The sequence below is a fragment of the Myxococcus sp. CA023 genome, from assembly GCF_010998615.1.
Lineage (GTDB): Bacteria > Myxococcota > Myxococcia > Myxococcales > Myxococcaceae > Myxococcus.
Genome location: NZ_JAAEAH010000074.1, coordinates 12,730 through 39,548 on the forward strand (window position 1 = coordinate 12,730; position 26,819 = coordinate 39,548).

The window sequence follows — 26,819 nt, forward strand, 5'->3', positions numbered from 1 at the left end:
CTGTGACGCTGTAACCCCTCCTGCCCGGACTGTCCGCCTGGGAGTGGGCGTGGCGCGTCATGCGAGGGGAATGCCCGCCTGCCCGGATGGTTCACTGTGCTCGGAGGCACGTGTCTGCCGCTGGCGGGCCGGCCTCCTCTGGGTTAACGGGAGTCGCATGACGCATCAGCAGTCCAAGAGGCTCGGCGTTGTTGGTGGAATCGGACTGCTGCTGGTGGCGGCGGTCGCGTGGGCGGACCTGCCCGCGTCGGCGGTGGCATCGAGCGCGCCGGACGAAGGCGACCCTCGCATCGAGGGCGCCCTCCTGGTGGACGCCACCCAGGTGAAGCCGGGAGACACCTTCCGCGTGGGCGTGCGCTTCCGGTTGGATCCGGGCTGGCACGTCTACTGGAAGAACCCGGGCGACTCCGGCCTGGAGACGGAAGTGGCGTGGGACACGCCCGGCGTCACCGTGGGGCCGCTGCAGTGGCCCTTCCCGCAGACGTTCCGCACGCCCGACGGCTTCATCACCACCCATGGCTATGACGGTGAGGCCATCCTCATCGCCGACGCGAAGGCCATGGAAGGGCCCTCCACGGGCCTGCTGACGGTGTCCGCCGCCGTGCAAGCGCTGGTGTGCGAGGTGCACTGCATTCCCGCGGAGCTGATGCTGACGCGCTCCATTCCCCTGGGGCCCCAGACGGTGCGCGACGCCGAGACGGCGGCTGTCTTCGACACCGAGCTGGCCAAGGTGCCCCGTCCCGCCAAGGACAGCGGCCACGCGGCGACGGTGGCGCTGGATGCGCCGCAGCTCACCGCGGGCCAGGATTTCACCGGCACCCTCACCCTGACGGCCCCGGGCGGCGCGGCGGTACCCGCGGTGGAAGGTGACTTCTTCGTCGCCGACCGCATCCCCGGCGTCGTGCGCGTGGGGTTGGCCTCGGACGGTCCGGGCCGCTTCAAGCTCAAGGGCAAGGCGGAGCCGGACGCGCAGGCGTCGGCGCCGGACCTGACGGGCGTGCTGCGCCTGGGCACGGCGGGCACGGGCTACCAGTACCTCGAGGTGACGGCGCCGCTGGCCCCCATGGTGGCGGCCGGTGGCGCGGCTGGGACGCCGGCCGCGGTGAAGCCGCCGTCGGTGAAGGACAGCATCGCGGCGGTGAAGCCGGTGGGCGCCGCCATCGCCACGCCGCCCGCGGCCGAGTCGTCCATGGGCCTGGGGCTGGCGCTGGTGTTCGCCTTCTTCGGCGGCGCGCTGCTCAACCTGATGCCGTGCGTGTTCCCCGTGTTGGCGCTCAAGGCCTACGGCTTCACGCGCATGGTGCAGCAGGAGCAGGGCCGCGTCGGCGCGCATGCGGCGGCCTACGCGGCGGGCATCATCGGCACCATGCTGCTGCTGGCCAGTGTCGTGCTGGCGGTGCGCGCGGGTGGCGCGAGCGTGGGCTGGGGCTTCCAGTTCCAGGAGCCGCTCTTCGTCGCGGCTGTGTGCGCGGTGTTGGTCGCCTTCGCGCTCAACCTCTTCGGTGTCTTCAACGTGGGCCTGGACGGCACGGCGCTGGCCGGCAAGGTGGACCAGAGCCACGGCCTGATGCACAGCGCTGGCGAGGGCGTGCTGGCCGTGGTGCTGGCCACGCCGTGCTCGGCGCCGCTGCTGGGCACCGCGGTGGGCTTCGCCTTCGCGGCGGGCCCTCTGACGGTGCTGGCCGTCTTCACCGCGCTGGGCCTGGGGCTCGCGCTGCCCTTCTGCGTACTGGTGCTGGTGCCCGGGCTGGCGAAGAAGCTGCCCAAGCCGGGCGCGTGGATGGAGCGCTTCAAGCAGGTGCTGGGCTTCGCGCTGCTGGCCACCACCGTCTGGCTGGTGTGGGTGATGGGCGGGCTGGCCGGCGTGGACGGCATGGCGCGGCTGCTGGCGTTCCTGGTCGCGGTGGGGCTCGTCACGTGGCTGTACGGCCAGGGGCAGGCGCAGGACGGCATGCGCAAGCTGGCCACTGTGGCGGTGGCCGCGGGCGTGCTGGTGGCGTCAGGGCTGCTGACGTTGCGTTTCGATGACCAGGACCCCGTGGCGGAGCCTCGGCTCGGGTCCACAGTGGCGCAGGCGCAGCCGTGGAGCGCGGACGCGGTGAACGCGGCGCTGGCGGCGGGCCAGCCGGTGTTCATCGACTTCACGGCGGACTGGTGCCTCACCTGCAAGTTCAACGAGCGCACCGTGCTGTCCACCGACGAGGTGCGTGACGCCTTCAAGAAGCACCAGGTGGCCTTCTTCATCGCGGACTGGACGCGCCGTGACGCGAGCATCACCGCCAAGCTGGCCGAGCACGGCCGGGCCGGTGTGCCCATGTACCTGGTGCTGAGCCCGGGCGCCCCCGACAAGCCGGAGGTGCTGCCGGAGTTGCTCACGCCGAGCGTGGTGACGGACGCCGTGAAGCGCGCGGCGGAGTGTGCACCCTCGAAGCTGGGCAACGGCGCGAACGTCCTCTGCGCCGCGGGTTCCCCAAGTCACTGAAGTCGCGCTGTCTTCCCCGCAGTCCCCAAAACTCTGGAGGAACGCCATGAAGCAGGTCTTCACTGCACTCGCGCTGGGCACGTTGTTCATGGGGGCGCCCGCCCTCGCCGACGCGGAAGTTGGCAAGCCCGCGCCGACCTTCACGCTGAAGGACGAGTCCGGCAAGGAGCACACGCTGGCGCAGTACAAGGGCAAGGTCGTGGTCCTGGAGTGGACCAACCCCGAGTGCCCCTTCGTTCAGCGGCACTACAAGAACGACACGATGGTCACCACGCTGAAGGGCTTCGACGCGAAGAAGGTGGTGTGGCTGGCGGTGGACTCCACCGCGCACAACACCCCGGAGAAGTCCGCGGCGTGGAAGAAGGATGAGGGCTTCCCCTACCCGGTTCTCCAGGACGCGAGCGGCACGGTAGGCAAGTCCTATGGCGCGAAGACGACGCCGCACATGTACGTCATCGATGAGACGGGCGTTGTCCGCTACGCGGGCGCCATCGACGATGACCCGCGCGGCAAGAACGCCAAGCCGGCCAACCATGTGAAGACGGCGGTGGACGCGGTGGTGGGTGGCCAGCAGATCCCGGCGAGCACCACCACGCCCTACGGCTGCTCGGTGAAGTACAAGAGCTAGCGCTGGCTCGGCTGTGTTGATTCCCGAAGGCCCTCGTCCCTGCTGGGGCGGGGGCCTTCTGCTTGGGCGGCAGGCGACGGCGCCATGGCAGGTGCCTTGCCCGGTGCGAGGGCGGTTCGGACCTTTCCCTCTGAAAGGGGAAACGACCATGGCCGACAACAAGGGCAGTCCGGTACGGGGCGACGAGCGGATGGACACGACGCGCCCGGAAGAACTGGAGCGCGAGGCGCGGCACCAGAAAGGCCCGGTGCGAGGCGACGTGACGGACGAAGACGTGGGCGAAGACCGCATCCTCCAGAAGGGGATCGGCGGCTACGGCGCTCAGAAGGGCACCGAGCCGGCGCGCGAGGCACCTCCGCTGAGTGACGACCACGGACGTCATTGAGGTGTGAGCCTGGGGACAGCCCGCACGCCGGCAAGGCCGTGAATTAGCCAGCCGGGGGCTGAGGCGCCGTCCCGCGACGACGTCATGGGCGCTTGTTGGACTCGCGCGGTGCGCTAGGTCCCGTGCTCCTGTTGCGCGGGGGGCGTGCGCCCGGCCTCGCGTGGAATCGTGAGCAGCGAGCACAGCGCTCCCACGGCGCACAGGCCAGCGGACACCCAGAGCGCGCGCCGTGTGCCCACCAGGAAGTCCATACCCGTGTCGCCAGCGAGGCCGCCCAGCAGCGGCAGCAGCGCCACCGCGAGCAGGCCGGCGATGCGGGCCACGGCGTTGTTCACGCCGGAGGCGATGCCCGCGTAGCGGTCCTCGACGGCGCCGAGCACCACCGCCGTGAGCGGACCCACGGTGAGCGCCAGTCCCAGTCCCAGCACCAGGATGCCAGGCAGCACGGTGCTGACGTAGTCACCTCCGCGCTGGATGCGCGTCAGGAGCGCCAGCCCCACGCCCGCGAGCAGCGGCCCCGCCGTCATCAACGGACGTGCGCCGATGTGCCCCGCGAGCCGCCCCACCGAAGGTGAGAACAGAAGCAGCATCAGCGTGATGGGGAGCAGCGCGGCCCCCGCGCCGAGCGCCGAATAGCCGAGCTGCTGCTGCAGGGCGAGCACCACCAGGAAGGTGGCGCCTCCGAGCGCGAAGTACACGACGAGCGTGGTGAGGTTCGCGCCGGAGAAGGTGCGCGAGTGGAAGAGGGTGAGCGGAAGCATCGGCTCCCGCTGCCGTGCCTCCAGGACGAAGAACGCGGCCAACAGGACGGCGCCTCCGGCCGCGGCGCCGATGGCCGCCAGGGGCCAGCCGTGGGCGGGGCCTTCGATGAGCGCGTAGATGAGGCCACCCAGCCCGAGCGCCGCAGTCACCGAGCCCGCGACGTCCAACCCGCGCGCTCCTGTCTTCGGCGCGATGTCCGGCACGTGGCGCAGCGCCGCCCACGCGGTGAGCGCGGCCAGGGGCACGTTGAGGAAGAAGACGAAGCGCCATGAGCCTGCGTCCACGAGCCACCCACCCAGCAGCGGCCCCACGGCCGTGGTGACGCCGGACAGTCCGGCCCAGGCGGACACGGCGCGCTGCCGGTCCTGAGGCGGGAACGATGTGCGCAGCAATGCGAGGCTCGCGGGCACCAGCAGCGCGGCTCCCACACCCTGCGCCGCGCGGAAGGCGGCCAGCGTCCAGGTGTTGGGCGCCAGGCCGCACAGCACCGACGTGACGGTGAAGGCGAGCATGCCCAGCAGGAAGACGCGTCGCTGGCCCTTCACGTCGCCGAGCGCGCCCCCTGTGAGCACCAGGGAACCGAGCGTGAGCAGGTACGCGTCCACGGCCCATTGGAGGCCGGACAGGCCCGTGTGCAGCTCTCGGCCCATTGCGGGCAGGGCGACGTTGACGGCGGTGGAATCGAGGAACGCCATGCCGCTGCCCAGCACGCTGGCGAGCAGCACACCCCGGCCGCGAGGACTGTCATAGGCGACGGTGGTGTCGGGGGCGTTGGTGGCCATGTGGCTCTACCGTGCGCCCGGGGCTCCGCGCGTGCCATCCGCCGCTGCGGGGTGGGGACGTGCCTCCAGTGGCTCGCCATCCTGGCTGGTGCTCACTGAAGGTCCTCGCACCCAGTGCCTACGCTGTAGAGGGCACTGGTCGCCCCAGTCACAGAGAGGTGTCACATGGAGCCGATTTGCGAGCACATCCAACAGGCCGAAGACCCGCCTCCGCGCTCGCGAGGCTGCGAGGAATGCCTGGCCATGGGAGCAAGCTGGGTGCACCTGCGTCGCTGCCTGAGCTGTGGCCATGTGGGATGTTGTGATTCCTCGCCCAACCGGCATGCGACGAAGCACTTCCAGCAGTCGGCGCATCCCGTCGTCCAGTCCTTCGAGCCGGGGGAGGAGTGGGCCTGGTGCTACGAGGACGAACTCTTCACCGAGCACCGTCCGGCGCCATCGCAAGACGCGCGGCTATGACGTGGGCCGTCATCCGCTATCATCCTCCGGGCCCGTTTCAGCTCGTGGGAAGAAAGGCGCGGCACCGCACCATGGACGCGTGGACTCTCGAAGGCTCGCGCATCACCGACCCGGACACGTTGAGCCGCCTGCGCGAGATGCTGGCGAACAAAAGCCCGCTCATCATCGAGCACCGCTTCTACCGGGAGACGCGCGCCCCGCACCGCTTCATCTGTGACGATGCCGACGTGCTGGACGAGTATCTCCAGGAGTCACGTCCTGGAGACTCGTTCTGCGTCTGGTCCTACAAGAGCCTCTGCCGGGGCGACAACCTGCTGCTCCAGGGGAAGATGCCGGACGCGCAGGGGCGGACGCCGGGCGGGGTGGCCTGAGTCAGGCGGCCACGGGCTCCATTCGCGGTCGCGTCCGTGCCCGGGCCGTCTTGCGGCCACCGCCCTTGCGCAGCAGGTCCAGCGTCACCTCGTCCTCCGTGGCCAGCGCCATGAGCCGCTGGAGGTCGTCCACGCTGTTCACCGGCCGCTGATTGATGGCCAGCAGCAAGTCATCCACCTGGAGTCCGGCCTCGTGGGCAGGTGTCCCGTCCTGCACGCGGAGCACCTTCACCGCGCGGGACTGGCCGTTCTCCCGGGTGAGTCGTGCGTCCAGGCTCACCGCCGTCGCGGCGATGCCCAGGAAGCGCCGGTCCACCTTGCCGCGCTGGATGAGCAGGCTGGCAATCCACGTCGCCGTGGTGGCGCTCACCGCGAAGCCGATACCTTGCGCGTAGGGCAACACCAGCGTGTTGAGGCCCACCACCTGTCCTCGCATGTTGAGCAGCGGCCCCCCGGAGTTGCCCGGATTGATGGCGGCATCCGTCTGGAGCATGCCCTCCAGCATGACGCCGTCGGGCAGGCTGATGCTGCGGTTGATGGCGCTTACCACGCCTAGCGACATGGACTGCTCCAGGTGGAACGGGTTGCCAATGGCCATGACGAGCTGGCCCATGCACACCGACTCGGGCTCGGCGAGCGGCAGGGTGGGGAAGTCACCGCCCTCCGCGCGGACCACGGCCAGGTCGGTGGGCGCGTCGCTGCCCACCAGGGTGCCACGCAGTTCCTCGCCGTTGGAGAGCTGGACGGTGAGCTTGCGTGAGCCGCGCACCACCACGTGGCGGTTTGTGAGGACGTAGCCGTCCGGTGTGAGGAAGAGGCCGGTGCCGTGGCCGCGTGCGTGCTCCACACCCACGACGGCGGGCGAGGCACGCGCCACCAGCGACTCCAAATCATCCGAGAAGTGTTGCAGCAGTTTCATGGCGGCCTCCCTTCACGCGCGCTTGCCCACGGTGATGGGGACTTCGCGAACCTTTCCGGCGCGCAGCACGCGGACCTGGAGGGTGGTGCCCACCTTCTCGTCGCTCAGGGCGCCGAGCAGGTCCTCCACGCCGTGGAGGGGCTGACCTCCCAGGCTCACCAGGACGTCTCCGAGCAGCAGACCCGCGTCATGCGCCGGGCCGTTCGGGTCCACGGAGAGGCAGATGAGGCCGTGCTCGTTCCCCGTGCCCAGGTGTTGGGGCAGACGCACGGGGTAGGCGCCCACGCCCAGGTAGCCACGGCGGATGCCCCCGTGTTCCTTCAGCGATGCAATCACGCGCGTGAGTGTGTCCGTGGCGATGACGACGGCGGCGGTGCGAGAGAAGGCGGCGGTAAGCAGACCGACAAGGCGTCCCTCGGTGTCCACCAGCGCGCCGCCGGAGAAGCCGGGCGGGAGGTCGGCATCCGTCTCCAGGTAGCGCTCCACGCGGCCTCCGGCATGGGTGCGCCAGCCCTCGCCGTGGGTGCTGAGCATGCCGAGCGTCGCGCGAGCCGTGCGGCCAGGGCGGCCCACGGCGATGACGAGGTGACCGACCTTCACGTCATCCAACGGCGCGGACGTCAGCGGCGCGAGGCCGGTGGCTTCGGCCTTGAGCAGGGCCAGGTCGGTGCTGGCGTCGCGGCCGACGAACTCGGCGGAGACGGTGCGGCCATCCGGCAAGCCGATTGGGAGCCGGCCCTCGTGCTCCACGGCCTGGCTGGTGGTGAGGATGTGGCCCTCGGCATCCCAGACGATGCCGGTGGCACCGCGCCTGCGCCGCGTCTCCACGCGGACGATGCTGGGCGCGGTGCGTTCGACGACGGAGGCGAGGGACTGGGACAGCGACTGGAGGAGGCCGTTGGACATGGTGTGTTCCTTTCGAGGCAAAGGTAGAGGCCTCGAAAAGGCGCCACATCGGCGGACCGGTCAGGTCGGGAACCTACCCATTCGGGGAGGTCACCTCGTCTTTGGTTCAGCCTGCCTCATGGACAGCGCCGTCTCGCGCATGTGTCGAGGCCAGAAGATGTCGCGTGCGTGGTTGGCGAAGTTCAGCGTCACGCCCTGGTACGTGAAGCCTCGGTCGATGACGTCCCAGGACAGCACCTCGCCATGCTGGCGCACTAGGTGTTGCAGCGCGTTCATGGCGGCGACCCGGATGGGCCAGTCGAGGTTCTGGTTCGTCAACCCCGCCAAGCCACCAGGTCCAGGCCGGAGGCGAGGCCGTTGGGGCCGCTCCGCCGCGCCACAAAACCCCCGACATTTCCGAACAGCGAGCCACCAAGGGAGCGGTCCACGCGACTCCAGCCCTGCTGCTTCCCCCCGGCCCGCGCGTCCCTACGTTCTCCAGGAACTTCACGATGGCGAACGAAAGGTCAGCCTCATGGAAGAGACAGGCGAGCGCACAGTGAGACAGCCGCAGGGTGTCATCCAGGGAGACCGCCGGGAGTTCGAGGAACTGCTGAAGGACTATGACACCGCCCTCCTCACCACCCGAGGCGCGGACGGACACTTCCACACGCGGCCCATGGCGGTGGCGAAGAAGCACAAGTCCGGCACCGTGCTCTGGTTCGCCACCTGGGCGGACACGCAGAAAGTGCAGGACCTGGAGTCGGACCCGCATTGCTCGCTCGCCTTTCACGCGTCGGAGGACAGCGCCACGTATCTTTCCGTGTCGGGCATGGTGGAAATCGTCCGCGACCGGAGGGCCATCCATGACTTGTGGGAGCCCGGCTGGAAGCCCTGGTTCCCACAGGGCCCGGATGAGGGTGACATCGCCCTGCTGCGCTTCACGCCCGAGCACGCCGAATACGTCCACCCGGCAGGCGGAAAGCTCAAGGTGCTCTTCAGCACCGCGAAGGCGTTGGTGACGAAGCAGCGCCCCGACATCGCGCCCAAGAAGGAGTTGGACCTGCACTGAGCCTGGGCGAGCGCCCGGTTACCGCCGTTCCAGCAGCGCACCACCCGGCCCGAAGCCCAGTGTGAGACACAACACGCGCGAGTGGTTCGCCAGTCGCGAATCACCCCGCGCGGCCTCCGTGGCCAGTTCCGCGTCATTGAGCACCAGCGCCGTCCCGCGGCCCTCGTTCCCCATGGCTGCCTGGAGGATGTCTGCCACCAGCGACTCGTGGCCTTCCCAGCCGTAGGTGCAGCCCCCGGGGACCAGCGACGCGTCCAGCGGACACGGCAGCGCGAGGCACAAGGCATCGGGCAGCCGTGCCGAGAACACGCGCAGGGCACTGGCGATGAACGCCACCGCCGCCTTCACATGTCGCCTGTCCGCAGGCCGCGCCATGCCGATGAAGTACCGGGGCAACAGCGCGGTGTCGCGCTCGAAGATGCGCGGGTCCGCTGTGTGACTCACGCACTTGATGCCCGTCTGCCCCACGTCGAGCGCCACCGGATGCGCGGGCGTGAGCGGCGCCAGCAGACGCAGTCCCGCCAGGGCCGGAGCGAAGAGTGGACGCTCCGCCACGTACACCGGGCAGGGAAGCGCGGTGGACACACTCGAGAGCATGGCACCGAAGCCCTCCAGGCACACCAATCCGCCACTGAGCCACACGGCATCCACCGCGTGCCGCTTCACCAGCGTGGACAGCGCCACCGCGAGCGCCGGGCCCAGTCGGCCCGCGAGCGCCGGCTCGGGAACCCCCGCGCGACGGTCCGCATCCACGCGAGGCGCCCCGAGCAACTCCCACAGCTCGCGTCCCATCACGGGCAGGTTCCACACCTCCAGCGGCGACACACCCGGGAGCACCAGTCGCCACACGTCCCAATCACGCATGCAATCACTCACGTCACGAGTCGGAGGATGCGTTCAGCGGCGTCCTTCGCACCGTCACGCGCCTGGTAGGACGCGGCGATGTCGGCCGCCCGCTGTCGCAGCACCGTGCCCGGCTCCAGCAGTTGTTGCAGCGCTTCGCGGCAGTCCTCCACGGAGAGCGAGCGCGGCGCTCGCACGAGTCCCGCGCCCGACTTCGCCAGGAAGTGCGCCTGGATGGGCTGGTCGTTGCAGACGGGCAGGAGCAGCATCGGAACGCCTTCGGTCAGCGCCTCCATGACGGAGTTGGCGCCGCCGTGAGACACGAGCACGGAGACTCGTGATAACAGTTGTCGCTGAGGTGTGTATGGCACGGCGACTACGTCCCCGGGAAGGCTGTGAACAAAATCTGTATCAGCCAACTCACCCGCGCTGAGCACCACGGTGACGCCCAGGGGCGCGGCGGCCTCGGTCATCGTCTGAAACAAATGGGGTTGCCACGAAATCTGGCTGCCGAAAGACACATACACCACGGGCTTGGAGCCCAGCCGCTCCCACGGGAAGGCCACCTCGTCACCGCGCGCCTCCGGAGGCTGTGACGGCCCGACCAGGTGTGTGGCGGGAGGCAATCCTGCGTCGGAGCCCAGGAAGGCCTCGGTGGCGAAGATGACGTTGAGGTCCGGCGACAGGCACTCACAGTTGCGGAAGCGGGCATCGAAGCCGTAGCGGGCGAACAGGGCCTGTCGCTCATCGGCCAGCGCGCGCACGTTGCGGCGCAGGCCGTAATCGATGGGCGGCTCCAGCAATGACAGCGCGGAGGACACGCCCGCCCAGGGGATTCGCAACGCATGGGCGGCCAGCACGGCGGCGTACTGCATGCCGTCCAGGGCCATGACATCCGGACGGAAGCGCTCGACGGCCTCGCGCACCGGCGCCAGCAGCGAGGGCACGGCGTCAATCAGCAGGCCGCGAATCCACTGCCCCAGCGCCGCTTCATCGAGCACCAACCGCGCGAGCGCCTCGCCTCCCGTCTCGATGGCGGGCACGGGCGCCTCGGCGTGGGGCAACGTCAGCACCTCCACGCCCAGCCGCCCGAGCTGCGGCGCGGGCTCGGGGATGCACAGCCAGCCCACGTGGTGGCCCATGCGGCGCAGCCACTGCGCGACACCGGCCATGGGGTTGAGGTGGCCCTTCTCGGGGGAGGTGGCAATCAGGATTCGGGACATGGGGGACGGGCGCTGGCGTGGGCGTGGAGCATGACGAGGGAGCACAACCGCATCAACAGCCGGTCCATGGCACTCGCCTCGGGAGCGTCGGCGGCCAGACGTACGTAGCGCTCCAGCAGCGCCCGGGTCGCGCCCGCGTCGACGCACTCCAACGGCGCGAGCCGGGCCGGTGTGAGCCATTCCCGGTACAGCTCCAGCCAGCGCGCGCGAACGGGGCTGGACAGCGCGGTGTGCGCATAGCGCGGTGTCTTCCGGGCCAACCGGACCTCGTCCGGCACCAGCGTGCGCACCGCATGCCGGAAGAGCCACTTGCCGGCCCCGTGCCGCGCGAGCACGCCCAAGGGGAGTCCCAGCGCCATGTCCGCGAAGTCCGCGTCCAGGTAGGGCGTGCACACGTTCACGCCATGTGCGTTCGCGCTCCGGAGCTCGGGGGGCAGCACCAGCTCCCACAGCACCCAGGCCGCGTACCGGACCTCTTCAGGGTGATCCTCGTCACCGGAAGCCAGCTCCGCGTCCCAGGGAAGGCGAAGTACCCGCTGATCCACCCCCAAGTTGTCCACAGGCCCTGGGCGCAGCACCTCATGCACGAGGCGCCGGTCCTCCGTCACACGGGCCGCCGCACCCGCGAGCGCCGCCGGGTTGCCCATGAGCACCTCATCCGCGCCCGCGCCGCTCAGCAACGTGGAGGCGCCCTGCCTTCGGGCCTCCGCGTAGAAGGCATGGCTGGCCACGGCGCGGGCGTTGAGGATGGCCGTCTCCTGGCTCAGGACGGCGGGCTCGAACAGCTCTGGCAGCACCGCGTCCGGAACGGACACGTCGACCAACTCGACACCGGCCGAGTTCGCCACCGTCCGGGCATTCCGGCGCTCCGTGGCATCCGCGAAGTGGACATCCATGGTCCAGGCGCGCACGCGTCCGGGCGCCTGTCGCGCGGCCAGGGCGCACAACGCGGCGCTGTCCACGCCGCCGCTCAGGCTCACATCCATCGCGCCCGCCGCCACGTGTTTGCCCACGCTGTCCGCCAGCGCGGCCACGAGCCGTTCCGCCAGCCTGTCTTCATCCTCACGAGTCTCCGGAGTCCCCGCGCTCCGACGCGCGCGAGGCAATGCGCCCGGAGCCCGGCGCACGCCCTGGAACACGCTTCCGTCGGGAGGCAGCGCATGGCGCAGGAATGCAGCGACGGCCTCCGGTGCCAGACCCGAGGGATTCAGCCGCCACACAGACGGTGCCAGGCGCGCCGATGACTGGTAGCGGGGCAGGGTGGCGAGCATTCCGCCGGAAGCGTGAGACACGCGGGTACTGTGACAAGCGCCAGGGGCCCCGGGCAACCTCGTATAGTCCCGCCGTGCGCTACGAGCTCCAAGACGGACGCATCCTCACCTGGTCCCTGGAGACGCATGTCGCCACGCACTGCAACCTGCGCTGTGTGCAGTGCTGCCCGCTGTCGCCGCACCTGCCTGCCTGGTCCGTGGACCCCGCCGCCCTGGGCCATGACTTGCGCCAGCTGGCCCGAGCCCTCCGGCCCAACGTCTTCAAGCTCACCGGCGGCGAGCCCTTCCTCCACCCCGACCTGCCAGCGGTGCTGGACGCCGTGCGCGCCTCGGGCATCTCCCCGCAGGTGTCCGTCACCACCAACGGCTTCCTCGCGCAGAGCGCCCCCGATGCGGTCTACGAGCGCCTGGACCGGATGACACTGTCCGTCTACACCTCCGCGCCGTTGCCGGAGCGCTCCATCGCCCGCATCACCGAGCGCTGCGAGCAGCACGGCGTCTTCCTCACGGTGAAGCGAATCGACGCCTTCCAGCAACTCACGCCGGATGCACCGCACGACTCCGAGGACGCCGTGCGAGGCATCTACGCGCGCTGCTGGCTGAAGGTCCGCTGTCACCTGGTCCACGCGGGCCGCTTCTACGCCTGCACGCGTCCGCCGCACGTGGCGACGGTGCTCGGCGGCACGTACCCGGAGATGCCCGCGCTGGGCGAGGTCGACGGCGTGCCGCTCGACACGCCGGACCTGCTGGGCCAGATGCTCGGCTACCTCGAACGGGAGACGCCATTGGCCACCTGCCGTTACTGCCTGGGCGGCGACGGCGCATGGCAGCCGCACGCCCAGCTCCCTCGTATTCGAAGCTGAGGGGCACCCCCCAGCCTCGCTTCATCTTACTGGCCGCGCGACTGGGACGCCTTGGGTAGCGAGGACTGCATGGACGGCGGATAGCGCCCGCCCGCGGCGACGCCCGGAGGCGCGACGGCGTTGATGGCGGCCACGTCCTGGTCCGTGAGCGTCACCTCCAGCGCGCCGAGGTTCTCGTCCAGGTATTTGCGGCGCTTGGTGCCGGGGATGGGCACCAGGTCCTTCCCCTGTGCCAGCACCCACGCGAGCGCGAGCTGCGCCGGAGTGCATCCCTTCTCCTTCGCCAGCCGCTCGATGTGGCCGACGAGCTCCAGGTTGCGCGTGAAGTTCTCCCCCTGGAAGCGGGGCGAGAAGCGGCGGTAGTCGTCCTGTGCCAGGTCCTCGAAGCGCTTGATTTGCCCCGTGAGGAAGCCGCGTCCCAGCGGGCTGTAGGGAACGAAGCCCACGCCCAGCTCGCGGCACGCCTGGAGCACGCCGTCTTCTGGCTCACGGCTCCACAGGGAGTACTCGCTCTGGAGCGCGGTGATGGGATGCACCTTCGAGGCCCGGCGCAGCGTGTCCGCGTCCACCTCCGACAGGCCGAGGAAGCGCACCTTGCCCTCGCGCACCAGCTCCGCCATGGCGCCCACCGTGTGCTCGATGGGGGTCTGCGCGTCCAGCCGGTGCAGGTAGTACAGGTCGATGACATCCACGCCCAGCCGGCGCAGGCTGGCCTCGCAAGCTTGCCTCACGTACTCCGGCCGTCCGTTGATGCCGCGCTTCTGCGGGTCCGTGGGGTCGCGGACGATGCCGAACTTCGTCGCCAGCACGATGTTCGCCCGGTGCGGCTTGAGCACCCGGCCCACCAACGTCTCGTTGGCGCCCGACCCGTACATATCGGCGGTGTCGAAGAAGGTGATGCCCCGCTCCAGCGCGTGCAGCAGCGTGGCCTCCGACTCCGCGTCATCCCTGCCCGCGTAGAAGTCGGACATCCCCATGCAGCCCAGGCCCAGCGCCGAAACGGTGGGGCCCTGCCTTCCCAGCTTCCGAGTCTCCATGTCCCTCGCTCCTTCCTCGTGGTGACGCCCCTCTAACTGGAGACTCCTGGCCTCGCATGACCTTCGAGTCTGGAATCGTCAGTCAGGGGGACTGGCGGGCCTGCTCCGCGACCAGGTTGCTGGGCAACTCCACGGTGAAGGTGGAGCCTCGCCCCAGCCTGCTCTCCACGTGGACCCGGCCGCCCATGGCCTCCACCAGCGTGCGGGTGATGTACAGGCCCAGGCCCAGGCCACCGTAGTTGCGCTCGGACACGGCGCGTTCGAAGCGGCCGAAGAGGCGGGGCAGATGCTGGGGCTCGATGCCGATGCCCTCGTCCCGCACCGTCAGCCGCGCCCCGCTGTCATGCGGCTCCAGGCGCACGTGGATGGGCCTGCCGCTACCGTACTTCACGGCGTTGTCCACCAGGTTGGTGATGACCTGCTCCAGGCGCAGCCGGTCCCACCGGCCCACGATGTCGAAGTCTCCCGTCTCCAACTGCAAGGAGGAGCCGGTGCGCGCGGCCTGGGGTTCATACCGGGTGACGACGTCCCGGACGAGCGACCCCAGCTCCAGTTCCTCCGGCTCCAGCGAGAGCCGCCCCGCGGAGATGCGCGACACGTCGAGCAGGTCGCCCACCAACTCCGCCAGCTTCTGCACCTGCCGTGCGCCCACCGCCACGTAGCTCTCCACCAGGTTGCGAGGAACCGGGCCTGGGTGGCGGGCCAGCTCCCGCGAGAGCGCCTGGAGCTTCAGGCTCAGCGGGGTGAGCGGCGTCTTCAGCTCGTGGCTGGCAATGGACATGAACTCATCGCGCAGACGGATGGCCTCCCGAGCCTCCGCATAGAGCCGGGCATTCTCCAGGGAGAGCGCGGCCCGGTGTGCCAGTTCCTTGGCGAACGCCAGGTCTGACGTCGAGTATTGCCGGCCGGAGTAGGCGTGGATGAAGCTGAGCACCCCCAACACCTGTCCGCGCGCAATCAATGGCACGGCGATGTAGGAGACGGGCCCCATCGCTTCCATCACCCGGGCGTGTTCCGCGTTGTGCGCGAGCTCGTGAATGCGTTCCCGGGACAGCCGCTCGAAGTGAACCGTCTCCGCCCTCAGCAGGGCGCCCGCCGGGGGATGCCGCGGATTTCCGCTGGGCTGCATTCCGAAGCGGAGGAGGTCCTCCGCCAGCGCGTCGTCCTCGAGCCGGAAGTGCGCCGCCTCCAGCCGCCGGAACGTCCCCTCTGGCTCCGCCACGTCGACGAGACACCAGTCCGCGAAGGTGGGCACCACCAGCTTCGCCAGGTTCCGCAGCGTCGTCTCGTCGTCGAGCGACGACGTCAGCACCGCGCCCGACTCCGCGAGGAGCCAGTCACGTGCCTCGGCCAACTGGAGCTCGTGCGTCAGGGCCTCGGCGCGCTGTCGGGCCCGGACCAGGTCCGTTACGTCGAACCCGAAGCCGACGATGCCGTCGACCTCACCCTGCTCGTTCCGCGTGGGCTGATACACGATGTTGAGGTACGTCTCCTGTATCTCGCCATTGGGGCGCTTGCGAGGGAACGGCACCGCATTGCCCGCGAAAGGGACGCCAGTGCGGTAGACCTCGTCCAGCAGGGTGATGAAGCCTCGCGACTCCGCCCACGGCAGGGCATTGATCGCCTCCTGGCCCACCAGCGTGTCCGTCCCCATCAGCGTGTTGTTCATCGTGTTGGAGAAGGAATAGACGTGTCGGGGGCCACGTAGGAGGATGATGCCGGCGGGTGCGTCCCGGAAGAGCGCGTGGAGCCGGGCCTGTCCGGCCTCCGCTTCGCTCCGTGCCGCCCGCTCCCGCTCCAGCAGCCGCGCCCGCTCCGCGTTGGCCTTGCGCAGCATGACGTTCAGCTTCGTCATCAGCAGCGCGAGCATGACGAAGACCGCCAGCGAGACAGCCCCTCCCGTGCCCGGCGCCAGGTTGAGCAGTGGCTCCAGGAAGTAGAAGTCCACCACCACCACCGACAGGAACGTCGTCGCCAGGGCGGGGCCCCAGCCACCCCACCAGCCGGACACCATCACCGCGCCGAAGAAGAACAGGAACGGGGTGGCTGGAATCAACGACGCCACGCCCGCCTGGATGAGCCACGCCGCGACGAAGGCGAGGAGCGCGACGCCATAACGTCCGGCGCGTGAATCCCAGAGTGGGTGATGTCGTTCCGGACGAGCGTGCATGGTCAGGGGCGGGCCCCTGGCCGGCTGCATGGATACCGCCGGGGAGGAGCCGCGCACTTCTCAGGTAAGCACCGGAACCCACTGCATGACATCTTGCTCGCCGCTCTGTCATGCAAGGCTGCTCAGCGCAGCCGGCGGAACGGCTGTGGCTTGGTGCCCACGGCCAGCGCCAATACCTCCACGTGACACACGTCCAGGCTCGGCTGCGTCCAACCCAGGTTCCGCAAGGCGCTGCCAAGCCGCTCGCGCAGTGGCGCAACGGCCGAATGGCTCGCGCCCGCCAGCTCCAACTGGAAGTGCGAGACGTCCACTTGTGTCAGTCGGAAGCCACGCAGCGCATGGTGCTTGAACACCCAGGCCAGCGCCCAGGCGTCCACCTCCCGGCCCGAAGGCATGACGAAGTGGCAGGCCCCGCGTCCGCCGAAGTGCTCCAGCGTCCATCCATGAAACCCACAAGCGCAGGCGTCACGCCGCACGCTGCCCGCGTCGCCCGGGAGGTAGCGCAAGAGCGGCAGCACGCTGGGACGCAGCCGCGTCACCACCACCTCGTCCAGTCCGGGCTCCAACCAGACATCAGGGGCCAGGACGTGGAACCGGCCAGGAGCCTCGGGCCGCAGGCACTCCCAGGCCAGCGGCCCCGTCTCCGTCGTCGCGTAGTAGTTGAGGACAGGCGCGGGCACCGTGTTCGCCAGCTCCGCGCGCAGGCCGGCAGGCAGATGCTGCGCGGAGGTGAGCACCAACTGGGGCGTGGGCACGTCGCGCTGGGCCGCCAGCCACCGCAGGCCTTCCGGGTCGGAGAAGAGCACGGCGGGACGCACGCGGCGCAGGCGCTGGAGCGCGTCCTCGCGAAGGACGGAGATTCGGTGCAGCGCGCCGTCGTGGAGGATGGGCAGGCGCACCGAGTACTCCAGCCCGCCCGGCAGCGCGTCCAGCAGCACGACTCGGGGATGCGAGGGCAGCGCCGCTCCCACGCGCGCCACGAGGAACCGCAGCACGGCCCACATGTGCAGGCAGTCGCGCCGGTCCCTCACGACGTTCACCGGCGCTCCGGTGGACCCGGAGCTCTTCACCACCACGCAATCATCGGCGTCCGCCGGCAGCGTGGGCACCGCGTCCCAGTTCGCGGCCAGGGCCTCACGGTCCAGGAAGGGCAGGTGGCGCAGGTCGTCCAGCGTCTGGAGGTCACCCGGGTGGATGCCCGCCGCGAGGAGCCTCCGGGCGTAGTACGGCGAGTCCTGCAGCGCGTCGCGCAGGAAGGACAACCGGGCGTCCAGGTCCGCGCGGGCCGCGTCCTCGTCGGCCAGGGACGCGAAGCGGTCCAGCCCCTGGGCGATGGATTCGGCCCAGGGGATGTGGGGGCGCTGCGAGGAGGTGTCCCGGCGGATGTTCGCGCGAGGCGCGACGCGCAGGTCCGCGGACAGGGCTTCCGTCACTCCCGCCACCCACGCGCCTCCGTGGCGCGCTGCTCCGCCTCGCGGAGGGCCTGCTGGCGTTTGTCCGCCTCCTTCTTTCGGGCCTCCTCCGCGCGCCGCATCTCCGCTTCCGCCTTGCGGTAGTCCAGTTGCTCGATTCGCGCGACGGAGCCCTTCGGGGACTCGCCCTTGCACTCGCCGCCCACGACGCGCACCCACTTGCGAATGAACTCCTCGCGGCGGAAGGTGTTGGAGCGAATCATCTCCGCCGTCAGCGGGGCCACGTCCTGGAAGAAGCGCTGCAGGAGCGTCGTCGCGTCGTCGTTCTTGCTCAGTGCCTGCACCGTCTCCTGCCGCAGCGCCGAGGACACGAGCACGTGCGCGAGCATCACCACCTGCTCCCGCCACAGCGGGGAGCGGGCCCGGTCCTCCAGGGCGCCCCAGTCCGCGCGGGACGGGGGGCGGACCTTCGCGAGCCGGAAGGTGTCGCAGATGATGGCGAGAGCCAGGTCATGCGAATACGGCGACACGATGGGGGCTGCCTCGAGCTGCGTCTGAATCTCGCGGATGTCGAAAGCCATGGGACTCAATTCTCCAGCAATGCCTGGGCGAGGTCGGCGGCCGCCTTCGCGAAGTCGGAGGGCCAGCGCACCACCACCAGCCGGAAACGGCGCTCGCGCAGCAGCGGCGCCAGCGCCTGTCGGGCGCGGAGTTCGTCGGGAACAGCGAGGATGGCCACCACGAGGCGCGAGCGCCGGATGGATTCCAGCACCGGCGCCAGGGGCTTCTCCGCGGTGACGTTCGCCAGGAAGTCGCTGTCGGAGATGATGATGCGCAGCGCATCGGGCCGCTCGCGTGACAGCGCGTCCATCACGTCGAAGGGGAACTGCGTGCCTCCGCCGATGTAGCCCAGCAGGAAGTCGCGTGCCTTCTCTTCGTCGTACATCCACGGCGACACCTGTGGGTCGCCGTGCGAGTACACGATGCCGCGCACCGTGGCCTTCTTCCGCAGCGCGGAGGCGGACAGCACCTGAGCCGCCAGCGTCATCGCGTTGAGGCTCAGTTCCGGGTTGGGCATGGAGCCGCTGGTGTCCAGATAGATTTCCACGGACGGCACGCCGAGCTCGGACGGGGGCGGCAGGTCCGCCTCCAGCTCGCGGCGCAGTGGTGACACTGCGGCCAGGTGGCCCTGGGACAGCACCGTCAACGTCCAGTCGATGCTGGACGGGTCATCGCCGTACTCCCACGCTTGGGGCGTGGTGCGCAGGTAGGGCTCCGGCTGGGACGGCGTCGTGGGGAGCTTCAGGATGTGCCGGTCCACCAGCCGCCGATAGTGCTTCGCCACCAGGGCTCGCCGCAGCTTCCCGCCCTGCTTGCCGGGCAGGTGTTCGGTGACGCGGTGGATGGAGTCCAGTTCGTCCTTCTCCTTCGCGCGTGTGCTCAAGGGCTCCAGCCAGCCTCGCTCCTCCGCTTCGTTCAGAGCGTCGTCCCAGCGACTGCTGCCGTGGATGGCGGCATCCAGGTCGTCCACGTCCGGCACGGAGACGTCCCCGCCCAGCGGCAGGCTGAACTCCAGGTCCGCGGGCTTCTCGATGTAGCGGATGAAGGTGGCGCAGAAGTAGAGAAACTGGAGCTTGCCGCTGGGCAGCGCGTAGAAGGTCTGCGCGAACATGCGCGCCTCGGCGCGAACACCGGGGTAGCGCTGCTCCATCGGCTCGAGCTGCGCGGCGGGCACCAGATTCCCAGGGGGCAGGCCCCACAGCTCCTCGTAGATGGCCAGGTAGAAGAAGAACAGCGGCGACATCTCGCCGCCCTGCACGTGCTGGAAGCCCCGGTACACCGCGCACAGCGCCTCCGCGTGCGTGCGGCCCACCACCTCGTTCACCTGCAAGTCATAGAAGAGATTGGTGAGGGATTGCTTCAGGCCGGGAACCAGCCGCTGCTCCTGCACGCGAAGCTCCGCGTCCCAGCCCAGTGTGTGCGGGAAGCGCGCGTGGTGACCGATTTCATGCGCCAGCACCGCCGCGAGGCTGTCAGTGGCCTCCATGGCCTCCAGGAGCTTGAAGTTGACGAAGACCTGTCGCTTCACCAGGTCGATGTACGCGAGCGGCTCCTGGGCGTGGCTGGCGTCGGGGTGGAAGCCCACGTGCGGCTCGGGTGGGCTGAGCTGCACGCGCACGTCCCACAGCGCCAGCGCGTCGCGCCAGCCCGTGGCCACTTCCTCAGGGGTGATGTGCCGCCGCGACGGACTCATTCCGGGACGAACACCAGCACGTGCTGGGAGGTGTGCAGCGTGGCCGCCACCCGCCAGTCATTGGACAGGGTGGCGAACCACGCGTCCGCGCACGGGTCTTCCCGCAGCGCCTCGTCCAGGTGGGGACTCTCCACGTGGGTCTGCTCCGGCACCTCGCGGCAGCCCATGGCGCCCAGGCTGACGGGCGTCTCCGCCAGCCAGATGCCCTGCGTGGCCGCGTCGCGGCCCGCCACGGCTTGACGGTGCCGGTCATGGACGCACACCACGGTGGGGGAGAGGAAGTGCATCGCGCCGGGGAGGAAGCGGCTGTCCTCTTTCGACAGGTCCACCCAGTGCGCCTGGGCCCGCGCGGCCAGCGGCGCGTCGGGCGGCGCCAGGGCCACGGAGGAGGTCTCTCTCAGCCGCGCCTCGATGTCCTGGAGCGACGTCAGCTCCCGGCCCACGCGCCAGAAGATGCGCTGCACCCAGGGCGGCGCGGACTCCAGGTTCTCCCCCAGGTTCCACAGCTGGGCGAACACCTGCGAGCGCTCCGCCGAGGGCACGGCGGCCAGCAGGCGGGGAATCAGGTCCGACCAGGCGAGGGTGAAGAAGTTCTGCCGGCCCGCGCTCGCGGGATACAGGTAGCCCAGGCCAATGGCCTCCGCGCCCAGCTGGAGGTAGGCGCGCAAGAGCTCCTCGCCCTGCGCCGCCGGTGTCCCCGTTTCGAGCAGGGATTGTCCCAGCCGCTGCGCTGCGCTGCCGGTGAGCTCGCGCCACAGGGCGGAGTCCCAGCGCACGAACCGGGCGCGGGCATTGGCTTCCAACTCGTCGGTGAAGGTGCTCATTGGCGACCGCCCGGGTTCTCCTTCAGCCACGTCGCGTAGTTCCGGTAGCGGCTGTACAGGGACTTGAGGTGGATGACGTCCTCGTAGACGGGGCCGGACAGCTCGTGCCGCGTGAGCAGCTCCTTCATGAGCACCGTCACCTGGTTCATGCGCTTCTCGGTGGTGCGCAGGTCCACGCCGGACAGGCCCTTGTCCAGCTCATGGCGCAGCGTCGTCACCTTGCGCCGGATGGGCTCGTGCGTGTCGTAGTGGCCCATGGCCATGTCGAACATGTTCCGCAGCCAGGCCACGCGGTCCTGGAGGAGCATGCGGTGGCCCTTCACCTCGAAGAATGCGCTGCGCGGGTTGGGCACCAGCTTCTCGTGAAGCACCCAGGGGGCAATCTGCCGGAAGTCCTCCAGCTCCACGGCGCTGTGGCCGCGGAAGAAGGCCATGGCCTTCGCGAAGTGGAGGATGGTCTGGTACGCGCGCACGCTGACGCCGTTCTCCGTCTGCGTGCAGAGGTGGACCTTCTTGTCCAGCGGGCACTGCTCGTTGCACACCGCGGCCACCGTCTGCCCGGCCAGCTTGAGCGTGTCCTTGTGCTTGAACTCGAAGCGCGGCGAGGCCATGCGGCAGAAGTCCAGCTGCCCCAGGAAGAAGGCGATGCGCTCCAGTACGTCCTTGGGCACCTCCACTTCCAGGATGGCGGCGTAGGCGCGCTCCAACTCGCCGGGCGTGAAGACGATTTCCTTGGGCAGCAGCTCCTCGGGGGACTTGTCGGCCTCCAGGCGCTGGAGGAGCTGGTCCATGAACCCCGAGTTGAAGGGCACCGCGCGCACCACCACGTCGATGCGGTCCTTCAGCGCCTCGATGACCTGGAAGGTGCCGCCGCCCTGGTCGTCGTTGGCGGTGAGGAACCAGGACGAGCGGCCCGCGTAGACGTACTGGTCCATCATCTCCGCGTAGCCCTCCGCCATGAGAGACAGGAGCGCGGACTGCGTCTTGGTGGGGATGCGGTTGTACTCGTCGATGATTTTGACGCGCTGGCCAATCCACTTGCGCCAGCTCACCTTCACCGCGGACAGGTCCTCCGCCTTGAGCATGTCGGAGGGCAGCGGCGCGCCCAGCAGGTCCGCGATGGAGAGCTGCGGATGGCCGCGCTGGATGCCGCGGTGGACCTCGTCGCGGCCCATGCCGGACAGCAGGGCCATGAGGATGGCGGACGTCGTCTTCCCGCGTCCCGGTCCGCCCACCAGCAGCGCGCGCCGGCAGGTGAAGAGGGTGAGCAGGGGGATGAGGACGAACGAGCTGTAGCTGGTGTCCTCGGGGAGGTGGAGCTCGTCACCCGCGGGCGTCTTGAGGGACGCGGACGCGCCGAACTCCAGGTCGTAGTAGGGACAGATGACGGCGTTGTTGGTGATCCACCAATACGCCTGCCGCATCTTGTCGTGGAGGCTGCCGCCGTCGCGCTCGGAAAGGTGGACATTGAGCTGCTTGTCCGCCGTCGCGCGCCCGGTGAGCAGGCGCGTCACCCAGTCCTGGTTGGCCATGCGTGCCGGAGCCTATCACCCAGGGGAAACGCGACGTAGCGCCGTCGCGTGGCGGCCCGATGCCTACAGGGTGACCAGGCCCAGCTTCGCCGCGCGGACCACGGCCTCCGTGCGTCGCTGGACGCCCAGCTTGGCGAGCACGGCATTCACATGGAACTTGGCGGTGTGCTCGCTGATGTCCAGCCGGTCCGCGATGGCCTTGTTGGACAGCCCCTCCGCGAGCAACCCGAGCACCTCGCGCTCCCGCGGCGTGAGCGCGTCCGGCGCGGCGGTCCGGGCCGGTAGCGAGGCCCGCGGCGTGGCGCGCAGCTCCGCGAGCGCGGGGTCGAACACGGCCAGTCCCCGAGCCACGGAGAGCAGCGCGGCGACCAGGGCGGAGGGCTCCGCGTCCCGGAACAGCAGGCCCCGCGCGCCCGCGCCCAGGGCCGCCTCGCCCGCGGCTTCATCCACCACCAGCGCGAGCACCGGTGCGCCCAGGTCGGGACCCTCCATGTTGGACGGGCGCAGGCCGGTGTCCCACAGCACCACGTCGGGTGGCTCGCCGGGTTGGGACTCCAGGTCCACCTGCGTCCCGGCCGCTACCTCGAAGTGCACGCCTGTCTGGTCGCTCAGCGCCCGGGAGAGCGCCCCCCGGGCGAGCGGGTCCTCCGAGACGAGGAACAGCCGGAGCGGTGAGATGGATGCGGCCAGCACGGGACTGCTTCACTAACTGGCCCCTGCGGCCGACGCTGTCCCAGTGCGCTCAGGGGCCTCGCAGCCGCGACATGAGCAGGAAGCCCACGGCGAGCACGAGGAGCACGCCCACCACGACCCACAAGGCGACGGAGCACCCAGGGGCTGACTTCGAGACGATGGGCAGCTTCTGTGTCCGGAGGTCTTCGGTAATCTGCGCGAGCAGCCCTGCGTCGTAGGCCACGGGCTCGCCCTTGCGAATCTTCCGGCCTATCTCCTCCAACTCACCCCCAGGCAGATAGCGCTCCGTGAGCAGCAGGCTGCGCGCCTGGAGCTCACGTTCGGTGCCGTGGGCGGCGGGGTCCAGTCCGCAACCCGTGCAGGGGGTGAACGCGCCCACCTTCGAGTTGCCACACCGCACGCAGACAGCCAGGGTCATGCGCCTACCCTAGCGCGAATGCCCCACGAGGAGCGGCCCGCCATGCCTCACGGGCCGCTCGCGGGCGTCACGTCAGGTGCTGCCGGATGTGCGCCACGGACGTGGTCATCGCGGTCCGGCTGGACGCGAACTTGTAGGCCGGGTTCCAGGTGTGGCCGCTGTCGTGGCAGCAGCTGAGGCGCAGGAGCCTTTGTGCATGGCCTGTGCCCCACACTGTCCCTGCGAGGCGTTCGTGGCCGGTGACCGGCTCGGCGGGAAAGGTGGCCAACTGCCAGATTGGCGTCAGCCTCAGCGTGGCCACCCGTACCGAGCACCTGCCCGTCGACTTCGAGCTGTACCTCCCCGAGTGCTGGGCCAACGACGAGGCGCATCGCCGTGAGGCCCGCATCCCCTCCGAGGTTTCCTTCAGGACGAAGCCCCAATTGGCGCTGCAAATCTCCTGGCGGACACCGCAAATGGCAGCTCCAGCGACTTTGCGTGAGCACCGTCGCTCGCTGGGCTTTCATTACGCGCTCGCTGTGGCCCCACAGACGACCGTCTTTCTCCTGGATGCGAAGGGCCGTCCCCGAAAGGACGCGCGAAGCGTTTCGGACCTGGCCCAGCGCATTCAAGAACGGGGTGGCTTCCGGCGGTGCACCTGGCGCCAGGGCACGCAAGAAGCCTTGTCGGCATGCTTTGCCCTTCGCCGCGTCGTCGCCGCGGGCGTACCCCAGCGAGAGCAGGAGCCCCTGGGGTTGCTCATTGAATGGCGAGACGGTGAGCGCGAGCCCGCCAATAGCTTCATCACCGCACGGCTCGCGATGGCGAGGGTGTTTGTCACCGCACGAACCTGGGTCGCGCCTCACGTCGCCTGCCCGGTCTCCCCGTTCACGCCTCGGGCCCCTGACGCAGTAGTGTCAAGGGCTCGTATCGCGGCGCGGTGGATGATGCGAGAGCCACGACCGAACCGCCGCCTGACCCTTCGCGTGGCGAATTGGGCGCGAGATTAACTAAACGCCACCCTGCCGGATGGCAGCACCCTGATTGCAGAGAAGCTCAATGACTGAATTCCACTTTACGATCACAGATTACTGGAACGAACAATTCCCGGTCGCCCCGGCTTCGCCATCGTCGCTCGGACTTGCCGTAAAGCCCGATTTTGACGAGGACTTCCGCGTCATGATCCTTAAGCGGCCCAATGGCGAGTCCCGCGCCGTCGTCACGCCCGAGATCGCGGCGGAACTTGGCGTTGCGCCCGGGGGCGCGTGGACTCTGACGCATCTGAAATCCCGTCTGCCTGATATCGGGGTCGAGCTTCACGGTGCGGATTTCGTCTTCTACTTTCCGGAGACCGCCACCGCATCACTGCGCAATGCTCCGTCCGATCCCGCCATCCGTCAGCTGACGCAGGACGACGTCGCGCTTTTCGCCGCATTCGAGGCCGCGGCCAGCGAAGAGGATCTGGAGGGGGCATCGGTCGGGCTGGACGACTGGATCGTGCTTGGAGCCTTTGAAGGCGACCACCTTGTCGCTGCGGCCAGCATCTATCAATGGAACGATGCGCCATTGGCCGACGTTGGGGTCCTGACGCTTGCTGCCGCGCGGCGAAAGGGTCACGCTGCCAGACTGATCAGGGCTTGCGCCTCCCGTGCTCTGGCTGAAGGTTTCGCGCTTCAATATCGCTGCCAGCTCGACAACTCCGGATCGACGGCGCTGGCGAAATCTTTGGGCCTCGCCCTATTCGGAACCTGGACCGCAGAGACACCGTGAGCCCTAAAATCTGGCTCGTCACGACGTATAGCGTCCGAGCGACCAAGGCCGTGCTCGATATGTTCGAACAATACATGCTGCCCTCTCGCGGGCGCGTGGTGCTTCATTGGTTCACCGGCACCGCAGCAGAAGCCAAGAGAACCGTCGATCTCGGCTGCTGTTTTTCAGTGAACGCGGAGATGCTTGTCAATGAGAAGCGTGCGGCGATAACCAAGGCATTGCCACTGGATCGCATCCCACGCCAAGCGATGTCTGGATCGCAGTGGAAGGCTTAGCACGCCTACACGGTGTGTCGCCGGCCGATACGTCCGCCACAATCACACGGAATCTGATAACCTTGCTCACAGAACAGACCTAGAGATCGTCGTACGGAGTCGGACGACGCCGGGCGATCATGGCGGAGGCGATTTCAGGCCAGGACATCGGCTAACTTCTCATCATCACCTGCGACGGCTCAGCAGGGAGGCGATGGTGTCATCAGGAGAGACAGGCACAGTCGGAAAGCCTGAGGTCGCTCCGACAATCCATCAAGGGCCCCCGCCGAGACAGCGGACACGGGCGCAGCGCCGCTGGAGTGTTTTCAGCAAATCGGTTTCAAGTGAGGCGGTTGCCTGTTCGCAGGCCGTGCGGCGGGGCGCGGCTCAGGCCAGTGTGACGCCGTGCCCGGGCGCATCCGTTGGCAACTCCAGCCGTGCGCCCGCGTACCGGGCGCCGCCTTGGAAGGGGTGGCTCGCGATGAACAGCGGCGTATCCAGGTCGGCGTAGGTGAACCCCCCCAAGCCGGCGGCCAGGTGCGCCGAGGCGGACATGGCCAGCACGCTCTCCACCATGCCGCCCACCATGAGCTCCAGGCCCGCTGCGCGAGCGAGGCTCCACATCGTCAGTGCCTCGACGACGCCACACTTCATCGTCTTGATGTTGATGGCATGCGCGGCGCCTTCCCGGATGAGTCGCAGCACGTCCTTCGCCGAGCGCGCCGATTCATCCGCGCATACCGGCACGCGCGAGCGGCGCGTGAGCTCCGCCATGCCGGCCACATCATGCGCGGGAACGGGTTGTTCGAAGAGGGCCAGGGGGACGTCCGCGCGCGCCAGTTCCTTCAAGAAGGCGAGCGCCTCGGCCACGTCATAGCCGCCGTTGGCATCAGCGAAGAGCCGGGCCTGAGGGGCCACTTCATGAATGGCCACCAGCCGTGCCGCGTCCTCAAGGGGCGGCAGCGCCCCGACCTTTACCTTCAGCGTGGTGATTCCCCGCGCCAGGATGGCCTGCGCGGACTTTCGCGCATGGGCCACGTCTCCCGCGGTGACCGTCATGTCGATGTCCAGCGCGGACTGCGCGCCGCCCAGCATCACGTACAACGGAACGCGGTAGTGCCGAGCCAGCGCATCGAGCAGCGCCGTCTCAACGGCGCACCGGGCGGAGGGCGCCAGCGCGAGTGAATCCCCCAGCGCCTCGGACGCGGGCCGCCACGCGCGAGCGTCCCGTCCCACCAGCCCCGCGCGCACCTGTTCCAGGGCGGCCAGCGTACTGGCCTGCGTTTCTCCACTGACGGCGGGGAAGGGGGCGGCCTCGCCCAGGCCCTCGGAGCCGTCCGCCAGGGTGAGCCGCACCAGGACGTTCTCCGCAGCGTACTGCGCGCCGGCGGCGATGGCGAAGGGCTCGGTGAGGGGGAGGTGCAGCGGCTCGAAGCGGACGGCGGTGATGAGGGTGGGTGTCATGGGCGGCCGAGGAGCCTAACCGCCCGGGCCTCCCCTGCGCGCGCGAGCCAGGTCAAGCGGCGGTTGG

Annotated in this window: 27 protein-coding genes; 10 read left to right on the forward strand and 17 right to left on the reverse strand. The window is 69.3% G+C overall.

Features of this window, described 5'->3' with window-relative positions; genetic code table 11:
- Window positions 1-157 precede the first annotated feature (157 nt).
- The 3 genes from F8M74_RS28345 to F8M74_RS28355 all read left to right on the forward strand — a co-directional run bounded on the left by F8M74_RS28345 (window position 158) and on the right by F8M74_RS28355 (window position 3,495).
- Window positions 158-2,482, forward strand: coding sequence for a protein-disulfide reductase DsbD (locus tag F8M74_RS28345; RefSeq protein WP_141254581.1), 2,325 nt, complete (start codon window positions 158-160; stop codon window positions 2,480-2,482).
- 46 nt (window positions 2,483-2,528) lie between these two features.
- Window positions 2,529-3,110 carry a thioredoxin family protein gene (locus F8M74_RS28350; RefSeq protein ID WP_141254580.1) on the forward strand — a complete coding sequence of 194 codons (582 nt, stop codon included), beginning with the start codon at window positions 2,529-2,531 and terminating at the stop codon, window positions 3,108-3,110.
- Between the two features lie 148 nt (window positions 3,111-3,258).
- Complete coding sequence (locus F8M74_RS28355; RefSeq protein WP_090490897.1) at window positions 3,259-3,495, forward strand: hypothetical protein; 237 nt, start codon at window positions 3,259-3,261, stop codon at window positions 3,493-3,495.
- Between the two features lie 113 nt (window positions 3,496-3,608).
- On the opposite strand, the gene F8M74_RS28360 is transcribed toward F8M74_RS28355, so the two are convergent.
- Window positions 3,609-5,039, reverse strand: a complete 1,431-nt coding sequence (locus F8M74_RS28360; RefSeq protein ID WP_141254579.1) for an MFS transporter — start codon at window positions 5,037-5,039, stop codon at window positions 3,609-3,611.
- 165 nt (window positions 5,040-5,204) lie between these two features.
- On the opposite strand from F8M74_RS28360, the gene F8M74_RS28365 reads away from it, so the two are divergent.
- Window positions 5,205-5,498, forward strand: a complete 294-nt coding sequence (locus F8M74_RS28365; RefSeq protein WP_141254578.1) for a UBP-type zinc finger domain-containing protein — start codon at window positions 5,205-5,207, stop codon at window positions 5,496-5,498.
- Window positions 5,499-5,569: 71 nt separating this feature from the next.
- Complete coding sequence (locus F8M74_RS28370) at window positions 5,570-5,869, forward strand: hypothetical protein (protein ID WP_090490894.1); 300 nt, start codon at window positions 5,570-5,572, stop codon at window positions 5,867-5,869.
- A gap of 1 nt (window position 5,870) precedes the next feature.
- Here F8M74_RS28370 and F8M74_RS28375 read toward each other — a convergent pair whose 3' ends face one another.
- The 3 genes from F8M74_RS28375 to F8M74_RS28385 form a co-directional block, all read right to left on the reverse strand.
- Window positions 5,871-6,788 carry a S1C family serine protease gene (locus F8M74_RS28375; protein ID WP_141254577.1) on the reverse strand — a complete coding sequence of 306 codons (918 nt, stop codon included), beginning with the start codon at window positions 6,786-6,788 and terminating at the stop codon, window positions 5,871-5,873.
- 12 nt (window positions 6,789-6,800) lie between these two features.
- Window positions 6,801-7,694 carry a S1C family serine protease gene (locus F8M74_RS28380; protein WP_141254576.1) on the reverse strand — a complete coding sequence of 298 codons (894 nt, stop codon included), beginning with the start codon at window positions 7,692-7,694 and terminating at the stop codon, window positions 6,801-6,803.
- A gap of 90 nt (window positions 7,695-7,784) precedes the next feature.
- Window positions 7,785-8,012 carry a hypothetical protein gene (locus F8M74_RS28385; protein WP_228560480.1) on the reverse strand — a complete coding sequence of 76 codons (228 nt, stop codon included), beginning with the start codon at window positions 8,010-8,012 and terminating at the stop codon, window positions 7,785-7,787.
- Window positions 8,013-8,232: 220 nt separating this feature from the next.
- Here F8M74_RS28385 and F8M74_RS28390 point away from each other — a divergent pair, with 220 nt between their 5' ends.
- The gene (locus tag F8M74_RS28390; RefSeq protein ID WP_228560478.1) at window positions 8,233-8,745 is read left to right on the forward strand and encodes a pyridoxamine 5'-phosphate oxidase family protein; all 513 of its coding nucleotides are present in this window, start codon (window positions 8,233-8,235) and stop codon (window positions 8,743-8,745) included.
- A gap of 18 nt (window positions 8,746-8,763) precedes the next feature.
- On the opposite strand, the gene F8M74_RS28395 is transcribed toward F8M74_RS28390, so the two are convergent.
- Genes F8M74_RS28395 through F8M74_RS28405 form a run of 3 tightly spaced genes read right to left on the reverse strand, consistent with a single transcriptional unit; the run spans window position 8,764 to window position 12,082 of the window.
- Complete coding sequence (locus F8M74_RS28395) at window positions 8,764-9,609, reverse strand: ROK family protein (protein WP_216620330.1); 846 nt, start codon at window positions 9,607-9,609, stop codon at window positions 8,764-8,766.
- A gap of 8 nt (window positions 9,610-9,617) precedes the next feature.
- On the reverse strand, window positions 9,618-10,811 hold the full coding sequence (locus F8M74_RS28400; RefSeq protein ID WP_141254573.1) for a glycosyltransferase: 1,194 nt from the start codon (window positions 10,809-10,811) through the stop codon (window positions 9,618-9,620).
- Entirely contained in the window at window positions 10,796-12,082 is a 1,287-nt protein-coding gene (locus F8M74_RS28405; RefSeq protein ID WP_216620336.1) for an asparagine synthase C-terminal domain-containing protein, read from the reverse strand. Before F8M74_RS28405 ends, F8M74_RS28400 begins: the two co-directional genes overlap by 16 nt.
- A 74-nt stretch (window positions 12,083-12,156) precedes the next feature.
- Between F8M74_RS28405 and F8M74_RS28410 the strand changes: the two genes are divergently transcribed.
- Window positions 12,157-12,945 carry a radical SAM protein gene (locus F8M74_RS28410; protein ID WP_141254571.1) on the forward strand — a complete coding sequence of 263 codons (789 nt, stop codon included), beginning with the start codon at window positions 12,157-12,159 and terminating at the stop codon, window positions 12,943-12,945.
- 26 nt (window positions 12,946-12,971) lie between these two features.
- Here F8M74_RS28410 and F8M74_RS28415 read toward each other — a convergent pair whose 3' ends face one another.
- The 9 genes from F8M74_RS28415 to F8M74_RS28455 all read right to left on the reverse strand — a co-directional run bounded on the left by F8M74_RS28415 (window position 12,972) and on the right by F8M74_RS28455 (window position 23,285).
- Entirely contained in the window at window positions 12,972-13,982 is a 1,011-nt protein-coding gene (locus F8M74_RS28415) for an aldo/keto reductase (RefSeq protein WP_141254570.1), read from the reverse strand.
- 82 nt (window positions 13,983-14,064) lie between these two features.
- Entirely contained in the window at window positions 14,065-16,152 is a 2,088-nt protein-coding gene (locus tag F8M74_RS28420) for an ATP-binding protein (RefSeq protein ID WP_216620329.1), read from the reverse strand.
- Between the two features lie 122 nt (window positions 16,153-16,274).
- Window positions 16,275-17,594 carry a phenylacetate--CoA ligase family protein gene (locus F8M74_RS28425; RefSeq protein ID WP_141254568.1) on the reverse strand — a complete coding sequence of 440 codons (1,320 nt, stop codon included), beginning with the start codon at window positions 17,592-17,594 and terminating at the stop codon, window positions 16,275-16,277.
- A complete protein-coding gene (locus tag F8M74_RS28430; protein ID WP_171410340.1) occupies window positions 17,582-18,145 on the reverse strand; it encodes a hypothetical protein in 564 nt (187 codons plus the stop codon). The genes F8M74_RS28425 and F8M74_RS28430 overlap by 13 nt, the downstream gene beginning before the upstream one ends.
- 5 nt (window positions 18,146-18,150) lie before the next feature.
- Complete coding sequence (locus F8M74_RS28435) at window positions 18,151-19,818, reverse strand: VWA domain-containing protein (RefSeq protein ID WP_141254566.1); 1,668 nt, start codon at window positions 19,816-19,818, stop codon at window positions 18,151-18,153.
- On the reverse strand, window positions 19,815-20,642 hold the full coding sequence (locus F8M74_RS28440) for a hypothetical protein (RefSeq protein WP_171410339.1): 828 nt from the start codon (window positions 20,640-20,642) through the stop codon (window positions 19,815-19,817). Before F8M74_RS28440 ends, F8M74_RS28435 begins: the two co-directional genes overlap by 4 nt.
- Window positions 20,639-22,174, reverse strand: coding sequence for an AAA family ATPase (locus tag F8M74_RS28445; protein ID WP_141254564.1), 1,536 nt, complete (start codon window positions 22,172-22,174; stop codon window positions 20,639-20,641). The genes F8M74_RS28440 and F8M74_RS28445 overlap by 4 nt, the downstream gene beginning before the upstream one ends.
- Before the next feature lie 63 nt (window positions 22,175-22,237).
- Window positions 22,238-22,867, reverse strand: a complete 630-nt coding sequence (locus F8M74_RS28450) for a response regulator transcription factor (protein WP_141254563.1) — start codon at window positions 22,865-22,867, stop codon at window positions 22,238-22,240.
- 49 nt (window positions 22,868-22,916) lie between these two features.
- Entirely contained in the window at window positions 22,917-23,285 is a 369-nt protein-coding gene (locus F8M74_RS28455) for a hypothetical protein (RefSeq protein WP_141254562.1), read from the reverse strand.
- Between the two features lie 239 nt (window positions 23,286-23,524).
- Here F8M74_RS28455 and F8M74_RS28460 point away from each other — a divergent pair, with 239 nt between their 5' ends.
- Genes F8M74_RS28460 through F8M74_RS28470 form a run of 3 tightly spaced genes read left to right on the forward strand, consistent with a single transcriptional unit; the run spans window position 23,525 to window position 25,309 of the window.
- The gene (locus F8M74_RS28460) at window positions 23,525-24,274 is read left to right on the forward strand and encodes a transposase (RefSeq protein ID WP_228565841.1); all 750 of its coding nucleotides are present in this window, start codon (window positions 23,525-23,527) and stop codon (window positions 24,272-24,274) included.
- A gap of 49 nt (window positions 24,275-24,323) precedes the next feature.
- Complete coding sequence (locus F8M74_RS28465; protein ID WP_141254561.1) at window positions 24,324-25,034, forward strand: GNAT family N-acetyltransferase; 711 nt, start codon at window positions 24,324-24,326, stop codon at window positions 25,032-25,034.
- Window positions 25,031-25,309 carry a TatD family hydrolase gene (locus F8M74_RS28470; RefSeq protein WP_203330825.1) on the forward strand — a complete coding sequence of 93 codons (279 nt, stop codon included), beginning with the start codon at window positions 25,031-25,033 and terminating at the stop codon, window positions 25,307-25,309. Before F8M74_RS28465 ends, F8M74_RS28470 begins: the two co-directional genes overlap by 4 nt.
- Before the next feature lie 366 nt (window positions 25,310-25,675).
- Here F8M74_RS28470 and F8M74_RS28475 read toward each other — a convergent pair whose 3' ends face one another.
- A complete protein-coding gene (locus tag F8M74_RS28475; protein ID WP_141254560.1) occupies window positions 25,676-26,752 on the reverse strand; it encodes a dipeptide epimerase in 1,077 nt (358 codons plus the stop codon).
- Window positions 26,753-26,819 lie beyond the last annotated feature (67 nt).

What these genes read in the sequence shown, in the direction of transcription:
- F8M74_RS28345 (WP_141254581.1), top strand. Translation starts at nt 158, where the DNA reads ATGACGCATCAGCAGTCCAAGAGGCTCGGCGTTGTTGGTGGAATCGGA.
- F8M74_RS28350 (WP_141254580.1), top strand. Translation starts at nt 2,529, where the DNA reads ATGAAGCAGGTCTTCACTGCACTCGCGCTGGGCACGTTGTTCATGGGG.
- F8M74_RS28355 (WP_090490897.1), top strand. Translation starts at nt 3,259, where the DNA reads ATGGCCGACAACAAGGGCAGTCCGGTACGGGGCGACGAGCGGATGGAC.
- F8M74_RS28360 (WP_141254579.1), bottom strand. Translation starts at nt 5,039, where the DNA reads ATGGCCACCAACGCCCCCGACACCACCGTCGCCTATGACAGTCCTCGC.
- F8M74_RS28365 (WP_141254578.1), top strand. Translation starts at nt 5,205, where the DNA reads ATGGAGCCGATTTGCGAGCACATCCAACAGGCCGAAGACCCGCCTCCG.
- F8M74_RS28370 (WP_090490894.1), top strand. Translation starts at nt 5,570, where the DNA reads ATGGACGCGTGGACTCTCGAAGGCTCGCGCATCACCGACCCGGACACG.
- F8M74_RS28375 (WP_141254577.1), bottom strand. Translation starts at nt 6,788, where the DNA reads ATGAAACTGCTGCAACACTTCTCGGATGATTTGGAGTCGCTGGTGGCG.
- F8M74_RS28380 (WP_141254576.1), bottom strand. Translation starts at nt 7,694, where the DNA reads ATGTCCAACGGCCTCCTCCAGTCGCTGTCCCAGTCCCTCGCCTCCGTC.
- F8M74_RS28395 (WP_216620330.1), bottom strand. Translation starts at nt 9,609, where the DNA reads ATGCGTGATTGGGACGTGTGGCGACTGGTGCTCCCGGGTGTGTCGCCG.
- F8M74_RS28400 (WP_141254573.1), bottom strand. Translation starts at nt 10,811, where the DNA reads ATGTCCCGAATCCTGATTGCCACCTCCCCCGAGAAGGGCCACCTCAAC.
- F8M74_RS28405 (WP_216620336.1), bottom strand. Translation starts at nt 12,082, where the DNA reads ATGCTCGCCACCCTGCCCCGCTACCAGTCATCGGCGCGCCTGGCACCG.
- F8M74_RS28415 (WP_141254570.1), bottom strand. Translation starts at nt 13,982, where the DNA reads ATGGAGACTCGGAAGCTGGGAAGGCAGGGCCCCACCGTTTCGGCGCTG.
- F8M74_RS28420 (WP_216620329.1), bottom strand. Translation starts at nt 16,152, where the DNA reads ATGCACGCTCGTCCGGAACGACATCACCCACTCTGGGATTCACGCGCC.
- F8M74_RS28430 (WP_171410340.1), bottom strand. Translation starts at nt 18,145, where the DNA reads ATGGCTTTCGACATCCGCGAGATTCAGACGCAGCTCGAGGCAGCCCCC.
- F8M74_RS28435 (WP_141254566.1), bottom strand. Translation starts at nt 19,818, where the DNA reads ATGAGTCCGTCGCGGCGGCACATCACCCCTGAGGAAGTGGCCACGGGC.
- F8M74_RS28440 (WP_171410339.1), bottom strand. Translation starts at nt 20,642, where the DNA reads ATGAGCACCTTCACCGACGAGTTGGAAGCCAATGCCCGCGCCCGGTTC.
- F8M74_RS28445 (WP_141254564.1), bottom strand. Translation starts at nt 22,174, where the DNA reads ATGGCCAACCAGGACTGGGTGACGCGCCTGCTCACCGGGCGCGCGACG.
- F8M74_RS28455 (WP_141254562.1), bottom strand. Translation starts at nt 23,285, where the DNA reads ATGACCCTGGCTGTCTGCGTGCGGTGTGGCAACTCGAAGGTGGGCGCG.
- F8M74_RS28465 (WP_141254561.1), top strand. Translation starts at nt 24,324, where the DNA reads ATGACTGAATTCCACTTTACGATCACAGATTACTGGAACGAACAATTC.
- F8M74_RS28475 (WP_141254560.1), bottom strand. Translation starts at nt 26,752, where the DNA reads ATGACACCCACCCTCATCACCGCCGTCCGCTTCGAGCCGCTGCACCTC.